This window comes from Micrococcus sp. KRD096 (assembly GCF_017168495.1).
Taxonomy (GTDB): domain Bacteria; phylum Actinomycetota; class Actinomycetes; order Actinomycetales; family Micrococcaceae; genus Micrococcus; species Micrococcus luteus.
In genome coordinates this window covers 100,334-123,549 of the sequence record NZ_JABFAY010000004.1, presented here as the reverse complement: position 1 = coordinate 123,549, position 23,216 = coordinate 100,334, and the positions used below count along the sequence as shown (strand labels likewise).

21 protein-coding genes and 1 pseudogene are annotated in these 23,216 nt (G+C 72.3%); 13 read left to right on the top strand and 9 right to left on the bottom strand.

Annotated elements, in window-relative coordinates; genetic code table 11:
- Nucleotides 1–28 precede the first annotated feature (28 nt).
- On the bottom strand, nucleotides 29–1,468 hold the full coding sequence (gene sepH, locus J1M41_RS02805) for a septation protein SepH (protein WP_044659533.1): 1,440 nt from the start codon (nucleotides 1,466–1,468) through the stop codon (nucleotides 29–31).
- A gap of 291 nt (nucleotides 1,469–1,759) precedes the next feature.
- Here sepH and J1M41_RS02800 point away from each other — a divergent pair, with 291 nt between their 5' ends.
- Nucleotides 1,760–2,059: a DUF4193 domain-containing protein gene (locus J1M41_RS02800; protein ID WP_002858157.1), complete on the top strand. Its 300-nt coding sequence runs from the start codon at nucleotides 1,760–1,762 to the stop codon at nucleotides 2,057–2,059.
- 19 nt (nucleotides 2,060–2,078) lie between these two features.
- Here the strand turns inward: J1M41_RS02800 and J1M41_RS02795 are convergent, their stop codons facing one another.
- Nucleotides 2,079–2,621 (bottom strand): DUF3093 domain-containing protein, encoded by a 543-nt coding sequence (locus tag J1M41_RS02795; protein ID WP_036382817.1) that lies wholly within the window; start codon nucleotides 2,619–2,621, stop codon nucleotides 2,079–2,081.
- A gap of 117 nt (nucleotides 2,622–2,738) precedes the next feature.
- Between J1M41_RS02795 and dut the strand changes: the two genes are divergently transcribed.
- Genes dut through J1M41_RS02775 form a run of 4 tightly spaced genes read left to right on the top strand, consistent with a single transcriptional unit; the run spans nucleotide 2,739 to nucleotide 5,036 of the window.
- Nucleotides 2,739–3,221 (top strand): dUTP diphosphatase, encoded by a 483-nt coding sequence (gene dut, locus J1M41_RS02790; RefSeq protein ID WP_036382821.1) that lies wholly within the window; start codon nucleotides 2,739–2,741, stop codon nucleotides 3,219–3,221.
- Complete coding sequence (locus tag J1M41_RS02785; protein WP_044659534.1) at nucleotides 3,218–3,994, top strand: DUF3710 domain-containing protein; 777 nt, start codon at nucleotides 3,218–3,220, stop codon at nucleotides 3,992–3,994. Before dut ends, J1M41_RS02785 begins: the two co-directional genes overlap by 4 nt.
- Nucleotides 3,991–4,308, top strand: a complete 318-nt coding sequence (locus J1M41_RS02780) for an OB-fold nucleic acid binding domain-containing protein (protein ID WP_020625078.1) — start codon at nucleotides 3,991–3,993, stop codon at nucleotides 4,306–4,308. Before J1M41_RS02785 ends, J1M41_RS02780 begins: the two co-directional genes overlap by 4 nt.
- A gap of 23 nt (nucleotides 4,309–4,331) precedes the next feature.
- Nucleotides 4,332–5,036 carry a DUF3159 domain-containing protein gene (locus tag J1M41_RS02775; RefSeq protein WP_020625079.1) on the top strand — a complete coding sequence of 235 codons (705 nt, stop codon included), beginning with the start codon at nucleotides 4,332–4,334 and terminating at the stop codon, nucleotides 5,034–5,036.
- Here J1M41_RS02775 and J1M41_RS02770 read toward each other — a convergent pair.
- Nucleotides 4,988–5,701 (bottom strand): TrkA family potassium uptake protein, encoded by a 714-nt coding sequence (locus J1M41_RS02770; RefSeq protein ID WP_036382825.1) that lies wholly within the window; start codon nucleotides 5,699–5,701, stop codon nucleotides 4,988–4,990. The genes J1M41_RS02775 and J1M41_RS02770 overlap by 49 nt on opposite strands.
- Nucleotides 5,698–6,399 (bottom strand): TrkA family potassium uptake protein, encoded by a 702-nt coding sequence (locus tag J1M41_RS02765; RefSeq protein ID WP_020625081.1) that lies wholly within the window; start codon nucleotides 6,397–6,399, stop codon nucleotides 5,698–5,700. The genes J1M41_RS02770 and J1M41_RS02765 overlap by 4 nt, the downstream gene beginning before the upstream one ends.
- Before the next feature lie 134 nt (nucleotides 6,400–6,533).
- Here J1M41_RS02765 and J1M41_RS02760 point away from each other — a divergent pair, with 134 nt between their 5' ends.
- The 4 genes and pseudogenes from J1M41_RS02760 to J1M41_RS02745 all read left to right on the top strand — a co-directional run.
- Complete coding sequence (locus tag J1M41_RS02760) at nucleotides 6,534–8,486, top strand: APC family permease (protein WP_020625082.1); 1,953 nt, start codon at nucleotides 6,534–6,536, stop codon at nucleotides 8,484–8,486.
- A gap of 159 nt (nucleotides 8,487–8,645) precedes the next feature.
- Nucleotides 8,646–10,118, top strand: a complete 1,473-nt coding sequence (locus tag J1M41_RS02755; RefSeq protein WP_020625083.1) for a class I SAM-dependent RNA methyltransferase — start codon at nucleotides 8,646–8,648, stop codon at nucleotides 10,116–10,118.
- A 201-nt stretch (nucleotides 10,119–10,319) separates the two neighbouring features.
- Entirely contained in the window at nucleotides 10,320–13,022 is a 2,703-nt protein-coding gene (acnA, locus tag J1M41_RS02750) for an aconitate hydratase AcnA (RefSeq protein ID WP_020625084.1), read from the top strand.
- Nucleotides 13,023–13,205: 183 nt separating this feature from the next.
- Nucleotides 13,206–13,968 (top strand): annotated as a pseudogene (locus J1M41_RS02745) (transposase); the annotation flags it as partial.
- A 336-nt stretch (nucleotides 13,969–14,304) separates the two neighbouring features.
- Here J1M41_RS02745 and J1M41_RS02740 read toward each other — a convergent pair.
- The 4 genes from J1M41_RS02740 to J1M41_RS02725 form a co-directional block, all read right to left on the bottom strand.
- Entirely contained in the window at nucleotides 14,305–14,928 is a 624-nt protein-coding gene (locus J1M41_RS02740; RefSeq protein ID WP_119217250.1) for a CueP family metal-binding protein, read from the bottom strand.
- Between the two features lie 182 nt (nucleotides 14,929–15,110).
- Nucleotides 15,111–15,446, bottom strand: a complete 336-nt coding sequence (locus J1M41_RS02735; protein ID WP_270618289.1) for a metal-sensitive transcriptional regulator — start codon at nucleotides 15,444–15,446, stop codon at nucleotides 15,111–15,113.
- Between the two features lie 11 nt (nucleotides 15,447–15,457).
- The gene (locus J1M41_RS02730; RefSeq protein WP_036382829.1) at nucleotides 15,458–17,593 is read right to left on the bottom strand and encodes a heavy metal translocating P-type ATPase; all 2,136 of its coding nucleotides are present in this window, start codon (nucleotides 17,591–17,593) and stop codon (nucleotides 15,458–15,460) included.
- 89 nt (nucleotides 17,594–17,682) lie between these two features.
- Nucleotides 17,683–18,270 (bottom strand): YdhK family protein, encoded by a 588-nt coding sequence (locus J1M41_RS02725; protein WP_163721322.1) that lies wholly within the window; start codon nucleotides 18,268–18,270, stop codon nucleotides 17,683–17,685.
- 501 nt (nucleotides 18,271–18,771) lie between these two features.
- Between J1M41_RS02725 and dxs the strand changes: the two genes are divergently transcribed.
- The 4 genes from dxs to J1M41_RS02705 are packed head-to-tail and all read left to right on the top strand — an operon-like array spanning nucleotide 18,772 to nucleotide 22,609.
- A complete protein-coding gene (dxs, locus tag J1M41_RS02720) occupies nucleotides 18,772–20,787 on the top strand; it encodes a 1-deoxy-D-xylulose-5-phosphate synthase (RefSeq protein ID WP_241247657.1) in 2,016 nt (671 codons plus the stop codon).
- Nucleotides 20,784–21,302, top strand: coding sequence for a hypothetical protein (locus J1M41_RS02715; protein ID WP_044659996.1), 519 nt, complete (start codon nucleotides 20,784–20,786; stop codon nucleotides 21,300–21,302). The genes dxs and J1M41_RS02715 overlap by 4 nt, the downstream gene beginning before the upstream one ends.
- Nucleotides 21,303–21,305: 3 nt before the next feature.
- Nucleotides 21,306–22,280: an aldo/keto reductase gene (locus J1M41_RS02710; RefSeq protein WP_020627855.1), complete on the top strand. Its 975-nt coding sequence runs from the start codon at nucleotides 21,306–21,308 to the stop codon at nucleotides 22,278–22,280.
- The gene (locus J1M41_RS02705) at nucleotides 22,280–22,609 is read left to right on the top strand and encodes a PLD nuclease N-terminal domain-containing protein (protein WP_206451092.1); all 330 of its coding nucleotides are present in this window, start codon (nucleotides 22,280–22,282) and stop codon (nucleotides 22,607–22,609) included. Before J1M41_RS02710 ends, J1M41_RS02705 begins: the two co-directional genes overlap by 1 nt.
- 7 nt (nucleotides 22,610–22,616) lie before the next feature.
- Here the strand turns inward: J1M41_RS02705 and J1M41_RS02700 are convergent, their stop codons facing one another.
- Nucleotides 22,617–23,129 (bottom strand): Rieske (2Fe-2S) protein, encoded by a 513-nt coding sequence (locus tag J1M41_RS02700; protein WP_020627853.1) that lies wholly within the window; start codon nucleotides 23,127–23,129, stop codon nucleotides 22,617–22,619.
- Nucleotides 23,130–23,216 lie beyond the last annotated feature (87 nt).

The following is a 23,216-nucleotide window of genomic DNA, read 5'->3' as shown; positions in this document are numbered from 1 at the left end:
CCGCCCCGCGGCCGGGGCCGGGCCGGGGTCAGTCGCCCTTGCGGCCGAAGACGATCTCGTCCCAGCTGGGCACGGACGCGCGGCGAGCGGCCGAGCGGGCCCGGGGGCGCGGCGTGACGGCCGGCATGGCAGGGCGCGCGGCACGCTCGCGAGGCGCGGGCTCCGCCCCCTCGTCCTCGACACCCGCGTCCGCGACCTCCGCGTCCGCGACGTCTGCGGCAGTGTCCTCGGCGCGGTCGGTCTCGGCGGCCGGTTCCGGCTCGTCGATGCCCGGGGCGTCGTCGGCGGTCGTCAGGGCCCCCTCGGCGTCGACCGGGGCGAGCGGCTCGGGCGCCTGGGCGGCCTCGCGCCGACTCCGGTCCTGGTGCTCGCGGGCGATCAGGTGCGCGAGCGTGTCGTCCGACTCCAGGTCCGCGCCCACACGCTGACCCCGGCGCACCCGCAGGATCTCCAGCAGATCGGCGTCGCGGTCGGCGGCCGGGGAGTGCGCACCCGCGGGGGTCACGGCGTCCTCGGCGTCCACGTCGTCCGTCACCGGTTCGGCCGCGGGGGCGCGGGGGACCAGGTCCCAGGCCTCCGCCTCGGACAGGGCGCGGGCCCAGGCGTTCTCGGGTTCGAGGTGGCGTCCGGCCGGGCGGAACGTCCAGAGCGCCGGCGGCTCCTCGCGGGTGGGCAGACTCCCCGCACCGGACACGGCGAACCGGGCGGCCACGGTCCAGCCGGCCTGGTCCTCGCGCCACGCGTCCCACTCGAGGCTCGCCTCGTCCACGCCCAGCTCGGCGAGCCGGTGCGCGGCGAGCTCCCCGAGCGTCGTGGGGCCGCCGTCCTGGACGAGGTCCGAGTAGAGGTCGGGCCCGCCGACCCAGACCTCGACGGCGCGGGCCTGCCGGGCGATCCAGTCGCGCTCGGCCAAGACGGGGTGACCGTAGGTGCGGATGCGCGAGAACGCGTTCCCGCTCTCCCGGGCCACCTGCTCCACGGAGGCGCCCGCACGGATGCGCTGCTGGATCTCCCGGGGGGTGAGGGGCACGGCCTCCTGGGTCGCGGCGGCCTTGACGGACTCCTGGTCGGTCAGCGGCGCCGGGGTCGGTCCGTCCGCGGTCGAGTCGTCGGCCACGGGCCGCGGGTCGATCCGCGGGGTGAGCGCGAGGTCCTCGTCCGGCCGGGCCGGGCCGGAGGGCGCCTCGGGAGCCCGCTCGTCCTCCTCCGCGGCATCGTCGGCGTGCGTCGCCGCGTCCACCGGTCCCTCGGCGTCCTCGTCGTCCGCCCCGGGGACGTCCATCTCCGTCATGTCGTGCCAGGCCGCGGGGCCGTCCTCGGCCGGTCGCCCGTCCTCGGGCGCGGCGCCCTCGATGACCAGCCGGCGCAGATAGGGGGAGAGGGGGAGCGTGTGCTCCTCGCCCTCGGGCCCCGACAAACGCAGCGCGTCGCCGTCCTCGGTGGGTCCGGTCAGTCGCAGCTCTGCCATGGCGGTGGTCCCTCCCACATCGTGTTCTGGTCACCGGGCATGCGGACGCCCGGCCGGGCATGCCCCGATCCTAGCCGCCGGGCCGCAGACCACGGCCCGGGCGAGGGGCGCGCGCCCGCGCGAATCCGCCCTGGGCGAGCATGCCGGTCAACATTTGGCACGGGTTCGGCCATGGTGCACAATCTACGCGCAACGGCGCAGGCCGGTGATGCGTGGCCCGCCCACGACGCCGCCTGCGCAGTGCCGGCACCGGTCCCGGTGCCGTCCCCCACCAGCGGAGCGTGAAACCCCATGGCCACTGACTACGACGCCCCTCGCAAGAACGAGGAAGAGCTGAGCCAGAACTCCATCGAGGAGCTGAAGGCACGGCGCACGGACACCCAGTCCGCCGTCGTGGACGAGGACGAAGCGGAGGCCGCCGAGGGGTTCGAGCTGCCCGGCGCCGACCTCTCGGGTGAAGAGCTGATGGTGCGGGTGCTGCCCGCCCAGTCGGATGAGTTCACCTGCGCCTCCTGCTTCCTGGTCCGCCATCGCTCGCAGGCCGCGCGTGAGAAGAACGGCCTGATCTACTGCACCGACTGCGAGGGCTGAGCCCCCGCCGCCGGGGCGGTCAGCGGCCCTCGGCCGTCCCCTCCTGCCGGGCCATGGTCCCGCCGAGGGCCGCGACCAGCTCCTCCGGACGCCGGGTGCTGGTCAGCCAGTAGGGTGTGCGGTCGCGCTCGTCGGTCAGCTGGATCCGCACGACGGGCGCGATCCAGCCGCGCACGTTCACGAAGGCCAGCCCGTGCAGCAGCGGGCCGCGCTGGGCCCGGGCGTCCTCGCCGCGATACCCCGTGACCTGACCGACGTGGTGCCGTTCGATGCTGGCGCGGCCCACCTGGAGGGTGCGTTCGCGCACCACGATGCGCGGGGTGGTGGCCACCAGGATCAGGACCTCGACGGCGAAGAACGCGACGGCGGCCGCGATGCCCACCCCGAGGTCGATCGGCGCGAACACGAGTATCGTCAGCGCCGCCAGCATGAGCGCCACGGCCCAGACCCCCGGGGAGGGCGTCAACCGCTCCTCGAACAGGACCGGATCGGGTCCCGCCGCAGCGCCCTCGGGGGCGCGGCGGGAGGCATCGGCGACGGGGTGCTGCTGGGGATCACGCATGGGTCCCAGCTTCCCACATCCGGACTCCGGTCCCGCCGCGCGGCACCGGTGAGGGCGCCCGCCCGGCCGCCTCGACGCGGCCCCGGGCCGACGGGTGCTCGTGTAGGGTCGGGCCTCGTGACCGACTCCGCCGAGCTGCCCGTGCCCCTGCACGCCCTCGATCCGGGCCTGGCCCCGCCCGCCTACGCGCAGCCGGGCGACGCGGGCGCGGACCTGCGCACCGCCGTCGACGTGACCCTGGCCCCGGGTGAGCGTGCCCTCGTGCCGACCGGCGTGGCGCTGGCCATCCCGGAGGGCCACGCGGGGTTCGTGCACCCCCGCTCGGGCCTCGCGGTCCGCCACGGCCTGAGCGTCGTCAACGCCCCCGGCACCATCGACGCCGGCTACCGCGGCGAGATCAAGGTGCCCCTGATCAACCTGGACCCGACCGAGCCGATCGTGCTGCGCCGCGGCGACCGGATCGCCCAGCTCGTGCTGCAGCCGGTCGTGCGGGCCCGCTTCGAGCCCGTGGACGCGCTGCCCGACTCCGAACGCGGGGCCGGCGGCTTCGGCTCGACCGGCGGCTTCACCGCCGACACCACCCCTGGGAGGACGTCGTGATCTTCGGACGCAACCGCACCGTGCGCCACGAGCAGGTCAGCCTGCCGGCCGAGCTGCTGGAGGAGCGCGACCTCGAGATCGCCGCCGCGCCGGAGGCAGCCGACGTCGGTCCGCACGACGTCGCCACCCGCCCGGATCCCGCCGGCATGATCGACCTGGGGTCGCTGCGCCTGCGGGCGGTCCAGGGCATGAAGCTGCGCCTCGACGTCGAGGACGCGACGAAGCGGATCGTCGCCGCCACCGTCAGCCTCGGCCGCTCGGCGCTGCAGGTCCAGGCGTTCAGCGCCCCGCGCCGCACGGGCCTGTGGGACGACCTGCGCGCCGAGCTGCACGACTCCCTGTCGACCACCGCCCACGCGACCGTGCAGGAGCAGACCGGCCGCTTCGGCATCGAGATCCTCACGCGCGTGCCGGCGGCGCTGCCGGACGGCTCGCCGGGGTGGAACGTCGCCCGGTTCGTGGGCGTGGACGGTCCGCGCTGGTTCGTCCGCGGCGTGTTCCACGGCGAGGCCGCCTTCCAGCCGGAGGCCGCCGAGCCGCTGGAACAGGTGTTCTCCGACCTGGTCGTGGTGCGGGGCGACGAGCCGCTCCCGCCGCGCGAGCTGCTGCCCCTGCGTCCGCCTCCCAACGCGCGCCCGCTGCAGCGTCGCCGCCCGGCCCCGGACGAGGGCCGGGACGTGCTCGCGGACACCGCCGCCGGCCCGGGGGACGGCGCGGCACCGGAGGCCACCGCGCTGCCCGAGCGCGGTCCGGAGATCACGGAGACCCGGTGAGCCCCGCCGTCGCAGCCCGCCCGACCGGCGCCGCGGGCCGCATCGAGCGCCGCGGCGTCATCGCCTCCGTCACACTGCCCGGCGCGGACGAGGCGACCGTCTTCCGCGCGGTCTTGGCCGACCGCCTGCCCGCGCCCGGGAGCATGGCGCCCGCGGAGACGCTGCAGCTGGTCTGGCACGGGCGGCGCCGCGTGCCCGGTGTCATGCCGGGGGAGTGGCTGACGGTCCGCGGCCGCGTCACCCAGATGGACGGCGTGCCCACCCTGCACAACCCCGAGTTCGACCTGGTCGACGCGCCCGAGGCCACGCGCTGAGCACGGCCCCGAGAGGAGAGCCCATGACCGAGCCGCGTGGCCCCGTCACCGCCGCCCCGGACGGGGCCGGCCCCCTGCCGTCTCGAGCCCGCCTGGACGAGCGCGGCCGCCTCGACGCGCTGGGCAGCGTCGGTGGCTGGCGCGGCATCGTCGAGGCCTCCCTGCCCACCCTCGTCTACATGGTCGGCTACGTCGCCACCCAGCAGGTGTGGCCCTCCGGCGTGGCGGCCGTCGCGGTCGCACTCGTGCTGGGCGTCGCGCGCCTCGTCCAGCGCCAGTCGCCGGTCCAGGTGCTGGCCGGCCTCGCCGTCGTCGTCCTGTCCGTCGTGGTCTCCCTGACCACCGGCCAGGCCCGCGACTACTACCTGTGGGGCTTCGTCACCAACGCCGCCTACGGCCTCGCGTTCGCGGTGTCCGTCCTCGTGGGCTGGCCCGCGGCGGGCCTGGTGCTCGGCCTCGTGCGCGCCGAGGGCACCCGCTGGCGGGCCCACCGGCGTCGGCGCCGCGCCTACGCCGCGGCCACCTGGATCCTCGTGGCCGTGTTCGCGCTGCGCCTGGCGGTGCAGGTGCCCCTCTACCTCGGGGACGCCGTCACCGCGCTCGGGGTGGCCCGCCTGGTGATGGGCCTGCCGCTCTATGCCCTGGGGCTCTGGCTCGCCTGGTCCGTCAGCTCGCCCGGTCAGGACGACGGCGTGCCGGCAGACTCCGCCGCCTCCGAGCGTCCCTGAGCGCGGCCCTCGCCGACGAGGAGGCGACGCAGGGCCGGCTCGGCGGAGCCGGCGGCCAGGAAGAAGAGCTCGTCGCCCACCTCCAGGACCTCGTCCGCCGACGCCTGCCGGGGGGCGCCGTCGCGCACGACCGCCACGAGCGGAGCCTCCTGCGGCCAGGACACGGTGCCGATGCGCCGGCCCTCGAGCCAGTGCTCCGCCGGGACCCGGAACTCGGACAGCGCCGCGCCGCCGGCCTCCAGTCTGAGCAGGCGCACGAGGTCCCCGGTCTCCACGGCCTCCTCCACGAGCGCCGTCATGATCGAGGGGGTGGACACGGCCACGTCCACGCCCCACGACTCGTCGAAGAGCCAGTCGTTGAGCGGGTTGTTGACGCGGGCCACGGTGCGGCCGACGCCGAACTCCGAGCGGCTCAGCAGGGAGCACACGAGGTTGACCCGGTCGTCGCCGGTCGCCGCGACGAGCACGTCCGCCTCCAGGGCGCCGCACTGCTCGAGCACGGTCAGGTCGCACGCATCCCCGAGGACGAGGCGTGCGCCGCCGACGTCGGCCTTGCGGGCCGCGTCCGTGCGCGCCTCGACGACGACCACCTCGTGGCCGTGCGCGTGCAGCTCCCGCGCGATGGAGGCGCCCACGGCGCCGGCTCCGGCGATGACGGCCCTCATGCCCGTCCCTCCTCGTCCTCGTCCGTGCCGTCCGGCACGCGTGCCTCGCCCTGCAGGGCGGCCTCCACCTGGTCCCGGCGGTCCACCGGGTAGACGGCGTGCAGCACGTCGCCCTCCTGCAGGCGGTCGCCCGGCCGGGGCAGCTGGCCGTCGCCGAGCCGGGTGAGGTAGGCGATGCGCATCCCCACCGTGGACTCGACGTCGGTCAGCCGACGGCCCCACCACGAAGAGTGGGGGACCAGCTCGGTCACGAGCAGCCGGCCGGAGGCGTCGCGGTGCTCCGCGTCGGCGGTGCCGGCCGGCAGCAGCCGGTGCAGCACCTGGTCGGCCGTCCACTGGATCGAGGCGACCGTGGGGATGCCGAGGCGCTGGTACAGCCGGGCCCGGTCGGCGTCGTAGATGCGCGCCACCACGTGGTCCACGTGGAAGGTCTCGCGGGCCACGCGGGCGGCGATGATGTTCGTGTTGTCGTCCGCGGTCACGGCCGCCAGGCCCTGCGCGCGGTCGATGCCGGCGGCGAGCAGCGCGGAGCGGTCGAAGCCCACGCCGGCCACGAGCTCGCCGGAGAAGCCGGGGGCCAGCCCCTCCACGGTCCGCGGGTCGCGGTCCACGAGGGCGACGCCGTGACCGGCCGCGTCCAGCGCGGCCGCCAACCGGGTGCCCACCCGTCCGCCGCCGACGATCACGTAGTGGGCCATGCCCGTCCCTGCCTCTCGTGCGGTGCTCCGTGCGCCGGGGAGCCGACGCGCGCTCCATCCTCGCATCCGGCGGGCACGTCCGGGAGCATCCGCGTCGCCGCGGCGTCCGGGCCCGGCGGGGGTACCGTGGTGCGGTGGCCACGCTGTCCTCCCTCCTGCGCCGCGGCCTCCTCGGTCGCCCCGTGACGTCGCACGCCGCCGACGAGCCCCGCATGAACCGGTGGCGGGCGCTGCCCGTGACGTCGTCGAACGCCCTGTCCTCCCTCGCCTACGCCCCGGACGAGGTCATCCTCACCCTGGTCGCGGCCGGCACGTCCGCGCTCGCGCTCGGACCCGCCGTCGGCTGGGCCGTCGTCGCGGTGATGCTGCTCATCGTCGTGTCCTTCCGCGCCGCGGTCGCCGCCGTTCCGCACGGCGGCATCTATCACATGGCCGGCATGAAGCTGGGCCCGAGGGCCGGCGTCGTCGCCTCGGCCGCGCTCCTGCTGGACTTCGTGTTCACCGCCGCGGTCTCCGTGGCCGCCTTCGCCCACTTCGTGGCGGCGCTGGCCCCCGGACTCACCGTCGGCAGCCGCGTGCTGGTGGCCTCGGCCGCGCTCGTGGGCGTACTGCTGGCCGCGCTCCGCGGGGTGCGGCTGTCCCGGTGGGTGCTGCCCGTGCTCGTGAGCGTGTTCGTCGCCCTGACCGCGCTGCTCGTCCTGGCGGGCCTGTGGCAGGAGGGCCGTGGGCTGCTCGGCGCGGCGCCGACGGCCGGCTGGACGCAGGAGGGCGCCGGGGTCGGCGGGACCGTCAGCACCGTGGCGACGGCGCTGCTCGCCCTGCGCGCGTTCAGCGCGGGATCGGTGCTGCTCACCGGCGTCGAGGTGCCGGTCTCGAGCACCCGCCTGATGGCCCGGCCGGCCGTGCCCACGGTGCGGTGGGTGCTCACCGTGATGGCCCTCACCCTCGGCGCGCTGACCGTGGGCGTCATGCACCTGGCTCAGCGCACCGGCGTCGTCGTCGGGCTGGAGCTGGAGAACCTCCGGGACGCCGCGGGTGCCGAGGTCACGCCCGACCGCGCCCCCGCCCCCGTGCTCGCCCAGCTCGCGGACACCGTGTACGGCCCGGGCAGCATCCTGTCCGTCGCCACCATCGCGGCCACCGCCCTGCTCCTGCTGTTCGCGGCCAAGTCGGCGTTCCGCTCGTTCCCCGCCCTGGCCGCGCGCGTGGCCGAGGACGGCTACCTGCCCCGGCAGCTGAGGGTCCGCAGCGACCGGCTGGTGCACACGTGGAGCGTCCTCGGGATGGGGGCCGTGGCCCTCTCGCTCGTGCTGTTCTTCGAGGCCCGGACCGCCCTGCTCGTGCAGCTTTACGTCATCGGCGTGCTGCTGGCCTTCACGCTCGCGCAGGCCGGCATGCTGCGGCTGTGGCGCCGCCGGCTCGTGCACACACCGGGCGCCCGGGCCCGCGCGGCCGTCCGGCTGCGCCTGATCATCACGGCGGTGGCCTGGGTGGTCACGGCGCTGGCGGGCGTCGTCGTCCTGGTCACCCGCTTCACGCAGGGCGCGTGGGTGGCGCTGCTGGCGATCGTGCTCGGCTCGCTGGTGATGGGGCGGATCCGCCGCCACTACGCGGACGTGGACCGCGAGCTCGCACCGGACCCCCAGGACGACGCGCGGGCCCTGCCCTCGCGGGTCCACGTGGTGGTCGTCGTGACCACGCTGGACCGGCCGGCGCTGCGGGCGCTGGCCTACGCCCGCGCGTCGCGGCCGTCCTCCCTCGAGGCCGTCGTCGTGGACGCCGAGCGCGCCGCCACCCTGGAGGTGATCGACGCCTGGGAGCGTGCCGGCCTGCCGATGTCGCTCACCGTGATCGCCTCGCCCTACCGCGACACGGTGGCCCCCCTGGTGCGGCATGTGCGCGAGCACCGACGCCGCTCCCCGCGGGACCTGACCATGGTGTTCATCCCGGAGTACGTGGTCCGGCCGGGCTGGCGCACGCTCCTGCACAACCGGACCGCCACCCGCCAGACGCGGCGACTGCAGCGGGAGCCGGGCGTGATGGTGGGCTCGGTGCCGTGGCAGGTCCACGAGGGCCAGGGCTCTTGACCGCCCCGGCGCCCCCGGGGAGCGGCGGATGACGCCGTCCGACGGCGCGCCCACGATCGAGGCGACACAGCCGCATCGGTCTGCAAGGATGATGATGATCTGACCAGTCGATGCTCAGGGCAAGACCTGAAGCGCGCTGCGATGCGAGAGGAGCCAGACATGGCAGTCGTCGACACGTCCACAGACGTCACCGGGATCGGGAGGACCATCGAGGTGGAGGTCGGGGCCATGGCCCACGGCGGCCACTGCGTGGCCCGGCACGAGGGGCGGGTCGTCTTCGTGCGCCACGCCGTGCCCGGCGAGAAGGTCCGGGTGGCCCTGACCGAGGCCGAGGACGGGGCCCGCTTCTGGCGCGGCGACGTCGTGGAGGTGCTGCGGCCCTCCGAGTTCCGCCGCATCCACCAGTGGAAGCTCGCGGACATGCTGCGCGCCCACGCCTCGGGTCGCCCGCCCGTGGGCGGCGCCGAGTTCGGCCACATCGTGGTCCCGCACCAGCGCCGGCTCAAGGCCCAGGTCTTCCGGGACACGGTGCACCGCATCGCCGACCTCGCGGTGGAGCCGGAGGTGTGCTTCGCCGGCTCCGAGGACGAGCCCACCGGCCAGCGCTGGCGGACCCGGAACGCGTTCGCGGTGACCCCCCAGGGGCACATCGCGATGCACGCCTACCGTTCGGCGACCCTCCTACCCGTGCGCAACATGCCGCTCGGCGTGCCGGCCCTCGATGCGCTCGCCCTGTGGGACTGGGACTTCACCGGAGCCGCCCGCGTGGACGTCGCGACGCCGGCCTCCGGCTCCCGCCCCCTCGTGCTGGTGACGCCCACCCCGCAGACGCGGGCGGACGAGGTCAAGCTCGGCCGGCTGCGCACCCGGATCCGCCAGGCGGCCAATGCGTGCGGCGTGGACGTCTCCACCGGCCTGGCCCTGCCCGGCCCGAAGCAGTTCCAGCCGGTCAAGGTCGAGCGCATCACCGGCAAGACCTGGGTCGAGGAGACCGTGGAGTCCGAGCGCGGCGGCACCAAGCGCTTCCGCGTCACGGGTGACGGCTTCTGGCAGGTCCACCAGCACGCCCCGGCCACCCTCGTGGACGCGGTGCTCGAGGACGCGCGCGTCGAGCCGGGCCAGGTCGTGGCCGACCTCTACGGCGGCGCCGGCCTGTTCAGCGCGTACCTGGCGGACGCCGTGGGACCCGAGGGCCGCGTGTACTCGGTGGAGGCCTCCCGCCAGGCCTCGAAGGACGCCCGCCGCAACCTGCACGACCAGCCGCAGGCCTCGGTGCTCAACGGCCCCACGGACAAGGTGCTCGGCAGCTGGCTGAAGTACCCCGAGCGTCCCGTGGCGGACGGCGGCCTCGGCGGTGCCGCGCTGGACACCGTCGTCCTGGACCCGCCGCGGGCGGGCGCGGGGCGGCGGGCGATCGAGCGCATCCTCGCGCTCGAGCCGGGCCGCATCGTGTACGTCTCGTGCGACCCCGCCTCGTTCGCCCGCGACCTGGCGTGGCTGCGCGACGGCGGCTACGAGGTGGAGCGCGCCCGCGTGTTCGACCTCTACCCGGACACCCACCACCTCGAGTCGGTGACCGTGCTGGTGCCGGCCGCCCAGAGCGCCCCGGCCGCGGCCGTCGTCGAGATCTGACCCGGCATCCGCGTGGCGGCCTGCGGGCCGCCGCGCGCCATGCCCGCGTCACACGGGACCGGCGCGGTACCCTGGGACGCAGTGCGGCACCTGTGACGCAGACGACGCCCGTCCCGGACGGGGCGCGGTCCGCGGCCGCGGGTGACCACCCCCCACTGGACGAGCGCCCGGAGGAAACCGGGCGGGAAGAGGAGTCCTCTCGTGACCACCGTCGACAGCTTCGGCTCCAAGGGCGTCCTGGACGTCAAGGGCGCCGAGTATGAGATTTTCCGTCTGAACAAGGTCGAGGGGGCGCAGAAGCTGCCCTACTCCTTGAAGGTGCTGCTGGAGAACCTGCTGCGCACCGAGGACGGCGCCAACGTGACCGCCGACCAGATCAAGGCCCTGGCCGCCTGGGACCCGAACGCCCAGCCGGACACCGAGATCCAGTTCACGCCGGCGCGCGTGATCATGCAGGACTTCACCGGCGTGCCCTGCGTCGTAGACCTGGCCACCATGCGTGAGGCCATCCAGGACCTGGGCGGCGACCCGGAGCGCGTGAACCCGCTCTCCCCGGCCGAGCTCGTGATCGACCACTCCGTGCAGATCGACTCCTTCGGCAACGACGCCGCCATCGAGCGGAACATGGAGATCGAGTACGAGCGCAACGGCGAGCGCTACAAGTTCCTGCGCTGGGGCCAGACCGCCTTCGACGACTTCAAGGTCGTCCCCCCGGGCATGGGCATCGTCCACCAGGTCAACATCGAGAACCTGGCCCGCACCGTGATGACCCGCGAGGTCGACGGCGTGCTGCGCGCCTACCCGGACTCCTGCGTCGGCACCGACTCGCACACCACCATGGTCAACGGCCTGGGCGTGCTCGGCTGGGGCGTCGGCGGCATCGAGGCCGAGGCCGCGATGCTCGGCCAGCCCGTGTCCATGCTGATCCCGCGGGTCGTGGGCTTCAAGCTGACCGGCAGCATCCCGTCCGGCGCCACCGCGACCGACGTGGTGCTGACCATCACCGAGATGCTCCGCCAGCACGGCGTGGTCGGCAAGTTCGTCGAGTTCTACGGCGAGGGCGTCGGCTCCGTGCCCCTGGCCAACCGCGCCACCATCGGCAACATGTCGCCCGAGTTCGGCTCCACCGCCGCGATCTTCCCGATCGACGAGGTCACCCTCGACTACCTGCGCCTGACCGGCCGCTCCGAGGAGCAGGTCGCCCTCGTGGAGGCGTACACCAAGGAGCAGGGGATGTGGCACGACCCGTCCTCCGAGGTCGCCTACTCCGAGTACCTCGAGCTGGACCTGTCCACCGTGGTGCCCTCCATCTCCGGCCCGAAGCGTCCCCAGGACCGCATCGAGCTCACCGACTCCAAGGACCAGTTCCGCAAGGACCTGCACAACTACGCCACGCAGGACGAGGCCGGCGAGGGCCGCCCGTCCAAGCTCGTGGACGTGGCCATGCCGGACGGCCGCCAGTTCCAGCTGGACCACGGTGCCGTGTCCATCGCCTCGATCACCTCGTGCACCAACACGTCAAACCCCTCCGTGATGATGGCGGCCGGCGTGCTGGCCCGCAACGCGGTCGCCAAGGGCCTGAAGTCCAAGCCGTGGGTGAAGACCTCCGTGGCCCCGGGCTCCCGCGTGGTGACCGACTACTACGAGAAGTCCGGGCTGCGCGAGTCCCTCAACGACCTCGGCTTCAACGTGGTCGGCTACGGCTGCACCACCTGCATCGGCAACTCCGGCCCGCTGGAGTCCGAGATCTCCGAGGCCATCCAGGAGAACGACCTGTCCGTGACCGCGGTGCTCTCCGGCAACCGCAACTTCGAGGGCCGCATCAACCCGGACGTGAAGATGAACTACCTGGCCTCCCCGCCGCTGGTGGTCGCCTATGCCCTGGCCGGCACCATGGACTTCGACTTCGAGAACGAGGCCCTGGGCCAGGACACGGAGGGCAACGACGTCTTCCTCAAGGACATCTGGCCGGACCCGACCGAGGTCCAGCAGATCATCGACGCGTCGATCGACACCGAGATGTTCACCTCGCAGTACGCCACGATCTTCGACGGCGACGAGCGCTGGCAGTCCCTGGAGACCCCCTCGGGCTCCACCTTCGAGTGGGACGAGAAGTCCACCTACGTGCGCAAGCCCCCGTACTTCGAGGGCATGACCATGCAGCCGGACCCGGTGTCGGACATCTCCGGCGCCCGCGTCCTGCTCAAGCTGGGTGACTCCGTGACCACGGACCACATCTCCCCGGCCGGCTCCTTCAAGTCGGACACCCCGGCGGGCCGCTACCTGCTGGAGAACGGCGTGCAGCGCAAGGACTTCAACTCCTACGGATCCCGTCGTGGCAACCACGAGGTCATGATCCGCGGCACGTTCGCGAACATCCGCATCAAGAACCAGCTGCTCGACGGCGTGGAGGGCGGCTTCACGCGCGACTTCACCCAGGAGGGCGCCCCGCAGGCCTACGTGTACGACGCGGCGCAGAACTACGCCGAGCAGGGCACCCCGCTGGTGGTCCTGGGCGGCAAGGAGTACGGCTCCGGCTCCTCCCGTGACTGGGCGGCCAAGGGCACCGCGCTCCTGGGCGTCAAGGCCGTGATCACGGAGTCCTTCGAGCGCATCCACCGCTCGAACCTCATCGGCATGGGCGTGCTGCCGCTGCAGTTCCCGGAGGGTGAGAACGCCGACTCGCTGGGCCTGACCGGCACCGAGACCTTCGACATCTCCGGCATCACCGCCCTCAACGAGGGCACCACGCCGAAGACCGTGAAGGTCACGGCCACCGGTGAGGACGGCAGGGTCACCGAGTTCGACGCGGTCGTCCGCATCGACACCCCCGGTGAGGCCGAGTACTACCGCAACGGCGGCATCCTGCAGTACGTGCTCCGTCAGATCGCCGCGAAGGCCTGATCCACGGGACACCGCCCGCGCGCGGGCACCACGACGACGGCGGCCCGCCGCCCTCCGCACGGAGGGCGGCGGGCCGCCGTCGTCGTGGCCGCTGGGGCCGACCCCGGTGCACGACCGCTCTTCATCCCCCAGTTCAGAGTCCGGCTCACCCTCGGGCCAGACGGGCCTAGGGCGTGTCTGACAATGAATCCAGGGTCGGCTGGCGCCCTCGAAGACACGTCCCGGTTCCAGATGCTCCCCGCCTGCACGGGCCGGCAGGGGCGGCCGTTCGCCGATGACCGCACGAGGGTCGAAGCCATCATCCACCGGGACAGGTGCTTCGATCCCGTGGCGGGACCTGCCCGAGGTCTCCGGGCCCTGGCTGAGTAGTGTGGACCTGGCACGGCCGCATGGCCGAAGAGGGCACCTGGGACACGGTGCTGGCAACACGGACCACCTGCAGCGGATGCCGAAATCCTGATTGATTGGTCGGTCTCGGTCGACTCCACGATCGCCCGCGCCCATCAGCACGCGAGGAACACCACCCGGCTCAGAGGGGCTGGATCGAACGACAAGGAATCCGCGTGAAGAGCCCGCCGATCACGGCCTCGGGCGCTCACGGAGCGGGCTGAGCACGAAGACCCATCAGCTGGTCGACGGTGCTGGGCGAGAAGGCGTACTCATCGCGGGCGATCGGCACCCATCTGCGCGCCGGTGGCATCAAGGCCGTCCTCCCCAACCGGCTGACCAGCAGGGCCACCGCAGACGCCGCGGCTCGGCCGGCGGCCGACCCGTGGGCCTGGACTCGGAGGCTTACACGGGCCGGAACGTGATCGAGCGCCAGGACGCGCACCTGAAGCAATGGCCGGGCCTGGCGAGCAGGTACGACGAGTACGCGATCGTGGACTGGGCTGCCGTGGTCCTGAATGCTGTGCTCGCGTGGTCGACGGCATTGTCGGACACGCCCGAGTGGCGTGTTCGAACTGATCGACGATCCAGGTCAAGTGCTCGAGAAGCTCGGCGAGGCTCAGCACCGGCAGGTATGAGCGTGAGGACCTGGACAGAGAGGATCCCCCGAAATGCACATCGTGAAACAGAGTGAGCGATGTAGTGCTCTTCAGTTGGCACTGGTTGATATTGGTCGACGAGGCTTCAGCCCGGTCTGGTGATGCCCTGCGATGACTCTGAAGCCGGCTCTCGGGCGAATCCTCACATCGGGACGCCGAGACCCTGTGGGAGTCCAAGGATGGGACGTCTCGACGCCTGATCTGTCGGCGCTGCAGAGGAGCATGAGACCTGGGCCTTAAACCAGCTGAAGACCGGTCAAGCAGGTGGGGTCGTCGGGGCGGGTCGAGATGGCCTTTTTCGCGGTGCGGCCTTCAGCTGAGACAGTGAGAGTAGCGTCAATTCCACGCGGCAGCCAGACCCCGACGAATCCGTTGTCGTACGTCGTCAGCGTTTCATCGAGGAGGGTCTCCCCGGACGTCGCCTCGACCACGGTGACGTGGACGTCAGTATTGGCGAGTTCGCCGGTGCAGGTCGTGAGGCTGTGGAAGTAGCATTCGTGAGTCTGGCTGCGATACGGGGCGATAGAGACGTAGAATTCGTCTTCTGGCATCGGCAGGGTGGTCTGATTGTTCTGGTCGTCGGTCAGTACAAGCTGGTCCGGTTCAATCGACGCGATGAATTCAGACGAGCGATCTGTCACCTTCGTTGAGTCGAGGCGCTTGATGATCTCGCGAGCATTCAATCCGTCTAGATTGTGCTCGACCACCAGTGAGTGATCGGATCCTGCATCAGCGGACGGTCCCGCATCAGCACAGCCGCTGAGCAGGAGGACGGCGCTGGTCGCCAGACCGGTAAAGGCCGCGCAGATCCTCAGGCGGCTCCTGGAGGACTGGATCGGAGCAACAATGGCAAGTGGCATGCCCAACTCTTTTCTCAGGTGAACGTGTTCATGTCGTCAGGTTAGACAGAAGGCATCCCGAGTTCGCCGGTGCCAAGGGCGCGACGACGTGCAAAGCACGCCTGCCCGGAGACATCAAGAGCCTTGTCCTGATCTGGGGCCCACCGGTCCGAGGCACCCTGTGTTGACGAAATCGGATGGTGTCAGGAGCGCACGAGGCGATTGATGGCGTCGGTGGCCTCCTGGATCTTGGCGATGGCCGCGTCTTCATCGCCTTTCTTGGCGGCGTCGAGCACGCAGTGCTTGAGGTGGTCATCGAGCAGACCGGTCGCCACTCCCTGCAGGGCGCGGGTGAGGGCCGAGACCTGGGTGAGGATGTCGATGCAGTACTTTTCGTCGTCGATCATCTTCGTGATGCCGCGGGCTTGGCCTTCGATGCGCTTCATGCGGTTGCGGTAACGGTCCTTGTCACTGATGTAGCCGTGCCGATGGGCTCCGGTGTCGGCACCGGTCTCATCGGCTGCAGTTTCAGTGGTCACGAGTGCGTCCTTCACTTCTGGTGCTCCAGGACGGAGCGGGTGCTGGCATCTGGGGCGAGGTCGATGCGACGCAGCAGCTGGGCGTTGAGCGCGACGACGACGGTGGAGATCGACATCAGGATCGCGCCTACTGACATCGGCATGACGAAGCCGACGGGTGCGAGCACGCCAGCCGCGAGCGGCACAGAGAGCAAGTTGTACCCTGCGGCCCACCACAGGTTTTGCCTCATTTTACGGTATGCGGCACGGGAGAGCTGGATGACCGAGAGGACGCTACGCGGGTCGGAGCTGGCGAGGATGACACCTGCAGAGGCGATGGCGACGTCGGTGCCGGCCCCGATGGCGATGCCGACGTCGGCCTGGGCCAGGGCAGGGGCGTCGTTGACGCCGTCGCCGACCATGGCGACCTTCTTGCCCTCCTTCTGCAGCTGGTCGACCTTGGCGGATTTGTCCTCGGGGCGGACGCCGGCGAAGACCCGGTCGATGCCGAGCTCTCTTCCCACCTCGTTCGCCACGGCTTCCGCGTCGCCGGTGATCATGACGACCTCGACGCCGAGCTGATGGAGCGCATCGACGGCGTCGCGGGACTCTGGGCGAACCTCGTCGGCGAGCTTGAGACCGCCGATGACCTTGCCGTCGCGGAGGACGTGCAGGATGATCGCACCCTCTGCCCGCCATTCGTCGGCGACACCGATCTCGTCCTGGCCGGTCTCCTCGAGCAGACGGGGTCCGCCGACGCGGATCTCATGGTCGGCCACCGTCGCGGTGACGCCGACCGCCGGGGAGGAGGTGAACCCGCTGGCCGGTTCGACGGCGAGGCCCTTCTCCTTGGCGGCGGTGACGATGGACCGGGCGAGGGGGTGCTCACTGTCGGCCTCGGCGGAGGCGGCCAGGGCGAGGAGCTGTTCGGCATTCAGGCCGCCGGTCGGCTCCACGCCGGTGACGGTGGGCTCGCCCTTGGTCAGGGTGCCGGTCTTGTCGAAGAGCACCGCGTCGACCTGGCGCATGGACTCCAGGGCGAGGCGGTCCTTGATCAGGACGCCGCCGCGGGCGGCGCGCTCGGTGGCGATGGACACGACCAGAGGGATCGCCAGACCCAGCGCATGGGGGCAGGCGATGACGAGGACAGTGATGGTGCGAACGACCGCGTCGTCGGGGAGCCCGAAGAGCGTCCAGACGACGGCGGTGATCAGCGCAGCTCCGAGGGCGAACCAGAACAGCAGGGCCGCAGCCCGGTCGGCGATGCGCTGGGCACGGGAGGATGAGCCCTGCGCCTCGGCGACGAGCCTGTTGATGCCCGCCAGAGCCGTGTCGTCGCCGGTGGCGGTGATCTCTACGCGCAGGCCGGAGTCGGTGGCCACGGTGCCGGCGGTGACGTTCTCGCCCTCGCCGCGGGCGACGGGGTGTGATTCGCCGGTGATCATGGACTCGTCCATGTCGGCGCGGCCGTCGACGATGGTGCCGTCGGCGGGGACGCTGCCGCCAGGCCGGACGATGACGACGTCGCCGACGCGCAGCTCTGCCGGGTCGACCTTGACGACGTCGTCTCCCTCTATACGCTCAGCCTCGTCAGGGAGCAGCGCGGCGAGGGAGTCCAACGCCGAGGTGGTCTGGGCCAGTGAGCGCATCTCGATCCAGTGGCCCAGCAGCATGATGACGATCAGCAGCGCCAACTCCCACCAGAACTCGAGCTCGGGGTGGACGAGACCGACAGTGGCGGCCCAGGAGGCGAGGAACGCTACGGTGATGCCGAGCGCGATGAGCAGCATCATCCCCGGCTGGCGGCTTTTCAGCTCGCTGACAGCACCGGTGAGGAACGGGGTGCCGCCCCAGGCGTACATGACGGAGCCGAGGACTGCGGCGACCCAGCCCGCCCAGCTGGGGACCGAGTAGCCCAGGAGCATGGCGAACATGGGGGAGAACGCGACCACCGGGATGGCGATGATCAGGTTGATCCAGAACAGCCGCCGGAACTGGCCGACGTGGTCGCCGTGGCCCGCGTGACCACCGCCGTGATGACCGTGCCCGGCGTGGTCACCGTGTTCCATGGTGTGGTCTTCGTTCTCGGCGCGCGAGTCGTCACGGTGGCCGGACTCGGTGGTCGCGACGCCGGCGTGGTCATGGTGATGCGTGGTCGGGTCCGTCATGCTCTTCGCTTCCCCTCGTCATTCCCCGATCTTTCCTTCGATCGGGTCGTATTTCGCCGCGGACCTTCAGCGCGCCCGCGGCGATCGGCTCAGGAGGCCGGCTTGAGCTCGCTCTCGACGACCCACTTGTGGTTGGTCATCGTCATGCCGTCGGACTCGTAATCGACCATGTAGACGGTCTCCTCGGTGGAGGAGGCGATGGTCGCCTTCGCGCCCTTCATGCCTTCCATGTGTTCGGCCTCGAGAGTGACCTCGGTGCCGTCAGCCAGACGTTCATCTCCGGCGTCCTTGATCTCCTGCTGGACGACCCACTTGTGATCCTTGACCGGCTCCCCGCCTGCGGACGGCGTGAAGTCCACCGCATAGGTGTACGTGTCGTACGCGCCGGCGATCGTCGCGTTCGCACCGTCCATGCCCTCCATGTGGTCGGCGGTGAGCGTGACCTCGGTGCCGACCGGGTATGTGGGCGACGCAGCCGTCTCGATGCCCTCGGGGGCGGGGCCGCCGTCCATCGGATGCTCCATCCCGCCGCTGTCAGAGCTGCTGTCGTGGCCCTCGTGCTGGCTGGTCGTCGAGGGGGTCCCTTGGTCCTGGCCGCCGCCGGTGCTGCAGCCGGTGAACACGAGCGCTCCTCCGAGCACTCCTGCGGCGACGGTGGTCATGAGGTGCTTGCGCATGAAGTCTCCTGTTCGTTCTGGTCCAGTCAACGCTATACCCCTCCCGGGTATCAAGTCGATGTCGATCGGCGGGCGTGGAATCGCCCGGCCAAGATCCAGTCGACCCGGGGTGGCAGCGCTGAGGCTGCGATGGAGAACATCGGCTCGGCGGCCCTGGTCGCAGATGGAATCGAGGCCCGAACGGACGGGCTCACCTCGCTCGCCGTCGTGACGGGATCGGCTGCGTCGTCTCGTGAACATCACCGTGGTGAGAAGACGATCCCAGTACCGTCGATCACCCAAGAGAAATTGGTCTTGTACGGTTGCATCGTCGGGTGTCCCATCGAGACAGGGATCCTGAGAGCCGACGGAAGCTGTGCAACTATCGCCAGGCAGAGCGAAGCATGTCTCAGTACGTGCTCCGTCAGATCGCCGCGAAGGCCTGATCCACGGGGCCCGCCCGCGCGGGCCGCCGCCGGCGTCCCGCCCGGGTGCGGAGCCGCGGAGTAGGCTGGTCGCACCATGGAACATCTGCCCCCCACGAGCCCCGGCGCCCCGCTGCTGCCGCAGATCGCCCGCCCGGCGGACCTGTCGGCCCTCACGGAGGACCAGTTGACCGCGCTGGCTGCGGAGATCCGCGCCTACCTGATCGCCCACGTCTCCAAGACGGGCGGCCACCTCGGACCGAACCTGGGCGTCGTCGAGCTGACGCTGGCCGTGCACCGCGTCTTCGAGTCGCCGAAGGACGCGGTCATCTTCGACACGGGTCACCAGTCGTACGTGCACAAGCTGCTCACCGGACGCCAGGACTTCACGACGCTCCGCCAGGAGGGGGGCCTGTCCGGCTACGGTGACCGCACGGAGTCCGAGCACGATGTGGTGGAGTCCTCGCACGCCTCCAGCTCGCTCTCCTGGGCGGACGGCATCGCGCGGGCCTGGGCGCAGACCGGGCAGGGGGACCGCACCGTGGTGGCCGTGATCGGCGACGGCGCACTCACGGGGGGCATGGCCTGGGAGGCGGTCAACAACATCGCCGCGGGCCGGGACCGGCGCGTGGTGATCGTCGTCAACGACAACGGCCGCTCGTACGCGCCCACGGTGGGCGGCGTCGCCGAGCACCTGGGCGGACTGCGCCGCGGGGTGCTGGACAAGGTGCGCACCCACCACCGCTACGAGCAGACCCTCGACTACCTCAAGCGCCGCCTCCAGGAGGCCGGCCTCGCGGGCGAGCTGGTGTACCGGCCGCTGCACGCGGCGAAGAAGGGCCTCAAGGACCTCTGGGCGCCGCAGGGCCTGTTCGAGGACCTGGGCATGAAGTACATCGGCCCGGTGGACGGTCACGACCTCACCGCCATGGAGGAGGCCCTCGAGGACGCGCGGGCGTACGGCGGGCCCGTGATCGTCCACGCGATGACCGAGAAGGGGCACGGCTACGCACCGGCGGTCGCGCACGAGGCGGACCAGTTCCACGCGATCGGCGTGATCGACCCCTCCACGGGCGAGCCCATCACCTCGTCCACGGCCCAGTCCTGGACCTCCGTGTTCGGCGAGGAGATGCTCGCGATCGCGAATGAGCGGCCGGACGTCGTGGCCATCACCGCCGCCATGCAGAACCCCGTGGGCCTGGCCCCGATGGCGCTGGCCCACCCGGACCGGGTGTTCGACGTCGGCATCGCCGAGCAGCACGCGGTCACCTCGGCCGCCGGCATGGCCTTCGGCGGTCTGCACCCCGTGGTGGCCGTCTACGCGACCTTCCTCAACCGCGCCTACGACCAGGTGCTCATGGACGTGGGCCTGCACCGTGCGGGCGTGACGTTCGTGCTGGACCGCGCGGGCGTCACCGGGCCGGACGGCCCGAGCCACCACGGCATGTGGGACCTGGCCCTGCTGCAGTCGGTGCCGGGGCTGCGGATCGCCGCGCCCCGCGACGCGGACACGCTCCGGGAGGAGCTGCGCGAGGCCGTCGCCGTCGAGGACGCGCCCACCGTGGTGCGGTTCGCGAAGGGCTCGGTCGGCGAGCCGGTGCGTGCCCTGGAGCGACTGTCGGACGGCACGGACGTGCTCGCCCGGCGGGGCGAGGCCGGCGGACGCGACGGCGCCGAGCGGGACGTGCTGATCGTGGCGGTGGGCGCGATGGCCGAGCTCGGCCTCGACGTCGCCGAACGGCTCGAGCGGCACGGCATCAGCGCCACGGTGATCGACCCGCGGTGGGTCCTGCCCGTGGCCCGGTCCGTGATCGACACGGCCGCCCGCCACCGGATCGTCGTGTGCCTCGAGGACGGGGTGCGGGCCGGCGGCGTCGGCTCGCGGATCCGGCAGGAGATGCGCGCGGCCGGCGTGGACACCGCCCTGAACGAGGTCGGCCTGCCGGTCGAGTTCCTCGCCCACGGCAGCCGCGAGCAGGTGCTGGCCCGCGTGGGCCTCACCGCGCAGCGCATCACCCAGGACACCGTCGCCCAGGTCCTCGGCGCCAAGGTCCCGTACGCCCGGCCCGTCCCCGAGGACGCGGCCGCCCCCCACCACCAGGAGCAGGCATGAGCATCGTCCGGCTGTACCGTGATCGCGTCGGCGACGACGGCGCCCGGCTCTTCGAGTACCGCGAGGCATGGGCCGACGCGGAGGCCGGGGAGTTCGTGGTCCACCACGGCCGGGTCGGCCAGCCCGGCACCGTCGGGGAGCAGCCCCTGGCCGACCAGGCCGAGGGTGATCAGCTGCTGGCCGCGTTCGTGGCGCAGGGCGCGGAGGAGGGCTTCGCCGAGGCGGACCCCGCGACCTTCGCCGTGCTGCCGGTGGCCTACCGGCTCCGCGGCCGGGAGGCCACGGTGATCGAGCGGCGCACCGTGGAACGGCTGCGCGTCGAGGTGACCCACCAGCTGGCCTGGCGCGGTCTTGGCGAGGTCGAGGACGTCGTCGAGGAGGCCGGTGCCCTCGTGCTGCGCGTCCGGACCCCCCACGCCCGCAAGGCCGCCGCCGAGATCCCGGCGGCCGCCAAGCGCGCCGACGGCGTGCAGCCGAACAAGGTGGACGTCCGCACCGCAGAGCAGGAGGGCTGACCCGTGCGCCACACCCGTCTCGGCCGCTCCGGGCTGACCGTCTCCGTCGTCGGCCTGGGCTGCAACAACCTCGGCCGCCCCGGCACCGCCACGCTGGAGCAGGCCGGCACCGACGCCGTCGTCCACGCCGCGCTCGACGCCGGCATCACCTTCTTCGACGTCGCCGACGTCTACGGCGCCGAGCCCGGCCTGTCCGAGGAGCGGCTCGGCCGCGCCCTGGGCGCCCGCCGCGACGAGGTGGTGATCGGCACCAAGTTCGGCATGGACATGGGCGGTGTCGCCGGCGACGACGGCGGCGCGCGGGGCTCCCGCCGGTACATCGTGCGCGCCGTCGAGGACTCCCTGCGCCGCCTCGGCACCGACTGGATCGACCTCTACCAGTTCCACACCCCGGACCCGGCCACGCCCATCGAGGAGACCCTCCGCGCGCTCGACGACCTCGTGCGCGCCGGCAAGGTCCGCTACGTGGGCCACTCGAACCGGGCCGGGTGGCAGATCGCCCAGGCCGAGTACGTGGCCCGCGAGCTGGGCGTGGAGCGCTTCGTGTCCGCGCAGAACCACTACAACCTGCTGGACCGCCGGGCCGAGCTCGAGGTGGTCCCGGCGGCGGCCGAGTTCGGGCTCGGCGTCCTGCCGTACTTCCCGCTGGCCAACGGGCTGCTCACGGGCAAGTACTCGCAGGGCGACGCCCCCGAGGGCTCGCGCCTGTCCCACGTGCGCCAGCACATGGTGGCCGACGCCGACCTGGAGCAGCTGGCCGCGTTCGGCCGGTTCGCCCGGGAGCGGGGGATCACCGAGGTCCAGGCCGCGATCGGGTGGCTGGCGGCGCAGGGACCGGTGTCCTCCGTGATCGCCGGCGCCACCCGTGCCGAGCAGGTCGTGGAGAACGCGGCGGCGGCCGACTGGCTCGCCACCGCGGAGGACCTGGCCGAGCTGGACGCCCTGTTCCCGGGCCCGGAGAAGGTCGCGCTCTTCTGATGGCCGGCCCGCTGACCGGCGCGGCCGCCGCGACCCCGCTCGTGCCGACGCCGGGGGAGGCCGCCCTGGGCTGGACCGTGTCCGTCGTGGCCGGTGCGCTGTGGGTGGCCGGCTTCGTCTCGCTGGGCCGCAGCCCCCTGGACGCCCGGGCGCGCCTGCCGTGGGTCGGCCTCATGCTGCTGCTGCCGGTGCTGGGGGCGCTCATCTGGTTCTGGTGGCGGCACCGCTACTACCCGGCGCGGCGGCGCGAGCAGCCGGCGTGGGACCCCAACGACCGCTCCGCCGTCGTGGTGCCCCCGCGCCGGCGCTACGGCGCGCCGGAGGAATGAGCCGGGCTCAGAGCTTGACGACGATGCGGTCGTCGACGACGGCCGCGTCGTAGTCCATGAGGGCCTTGCGGGCCGGGCCGCCGAACGGCTTCCCCGAGGTGACGTCGAAGTGCGAGCCGTGGCAGGGGCAGGCGTAGGCCGGGCCCTCCTGCCGGTCCACGACCTGGAGCAGGCAGCCCTGATGCGTGCACACGTTGGTGAAGGCGGTCACCGTGGTCTCGTCCACGCGATGCATCATCAGCGTCCTACCCTGCACCTGCACCTCCCGGGAGGCGCCCACGGGCAGCTCGGCGGCGGGCAGCGCGTCGACGGCGTCGGAGCCGGTGTAGTGGTCCTGCGCGGTGTCCTTCTCACGCAGCCGGTCCGTGCAGCCGGCCAGCGCGAGTGTGCCGGCACCCGCGGCGGCGACGGCGGCGCCGCGGCCCAGGACGGTGCGGCGGGAGGTGTCCGGGCGGGCGTGGTCGTCGCAGCAGCCGGACCGGGAGGAGTTCGGGGTGAGGGGGGAGTCCTGCGTGGTCATCGACCCATTATCGCCCGTGGCGAGGGCGGATGCGACCGGGCCCGACGGGTGCGAGGATCGGGGGGACGGACCCCCGAGCCCCAGGAG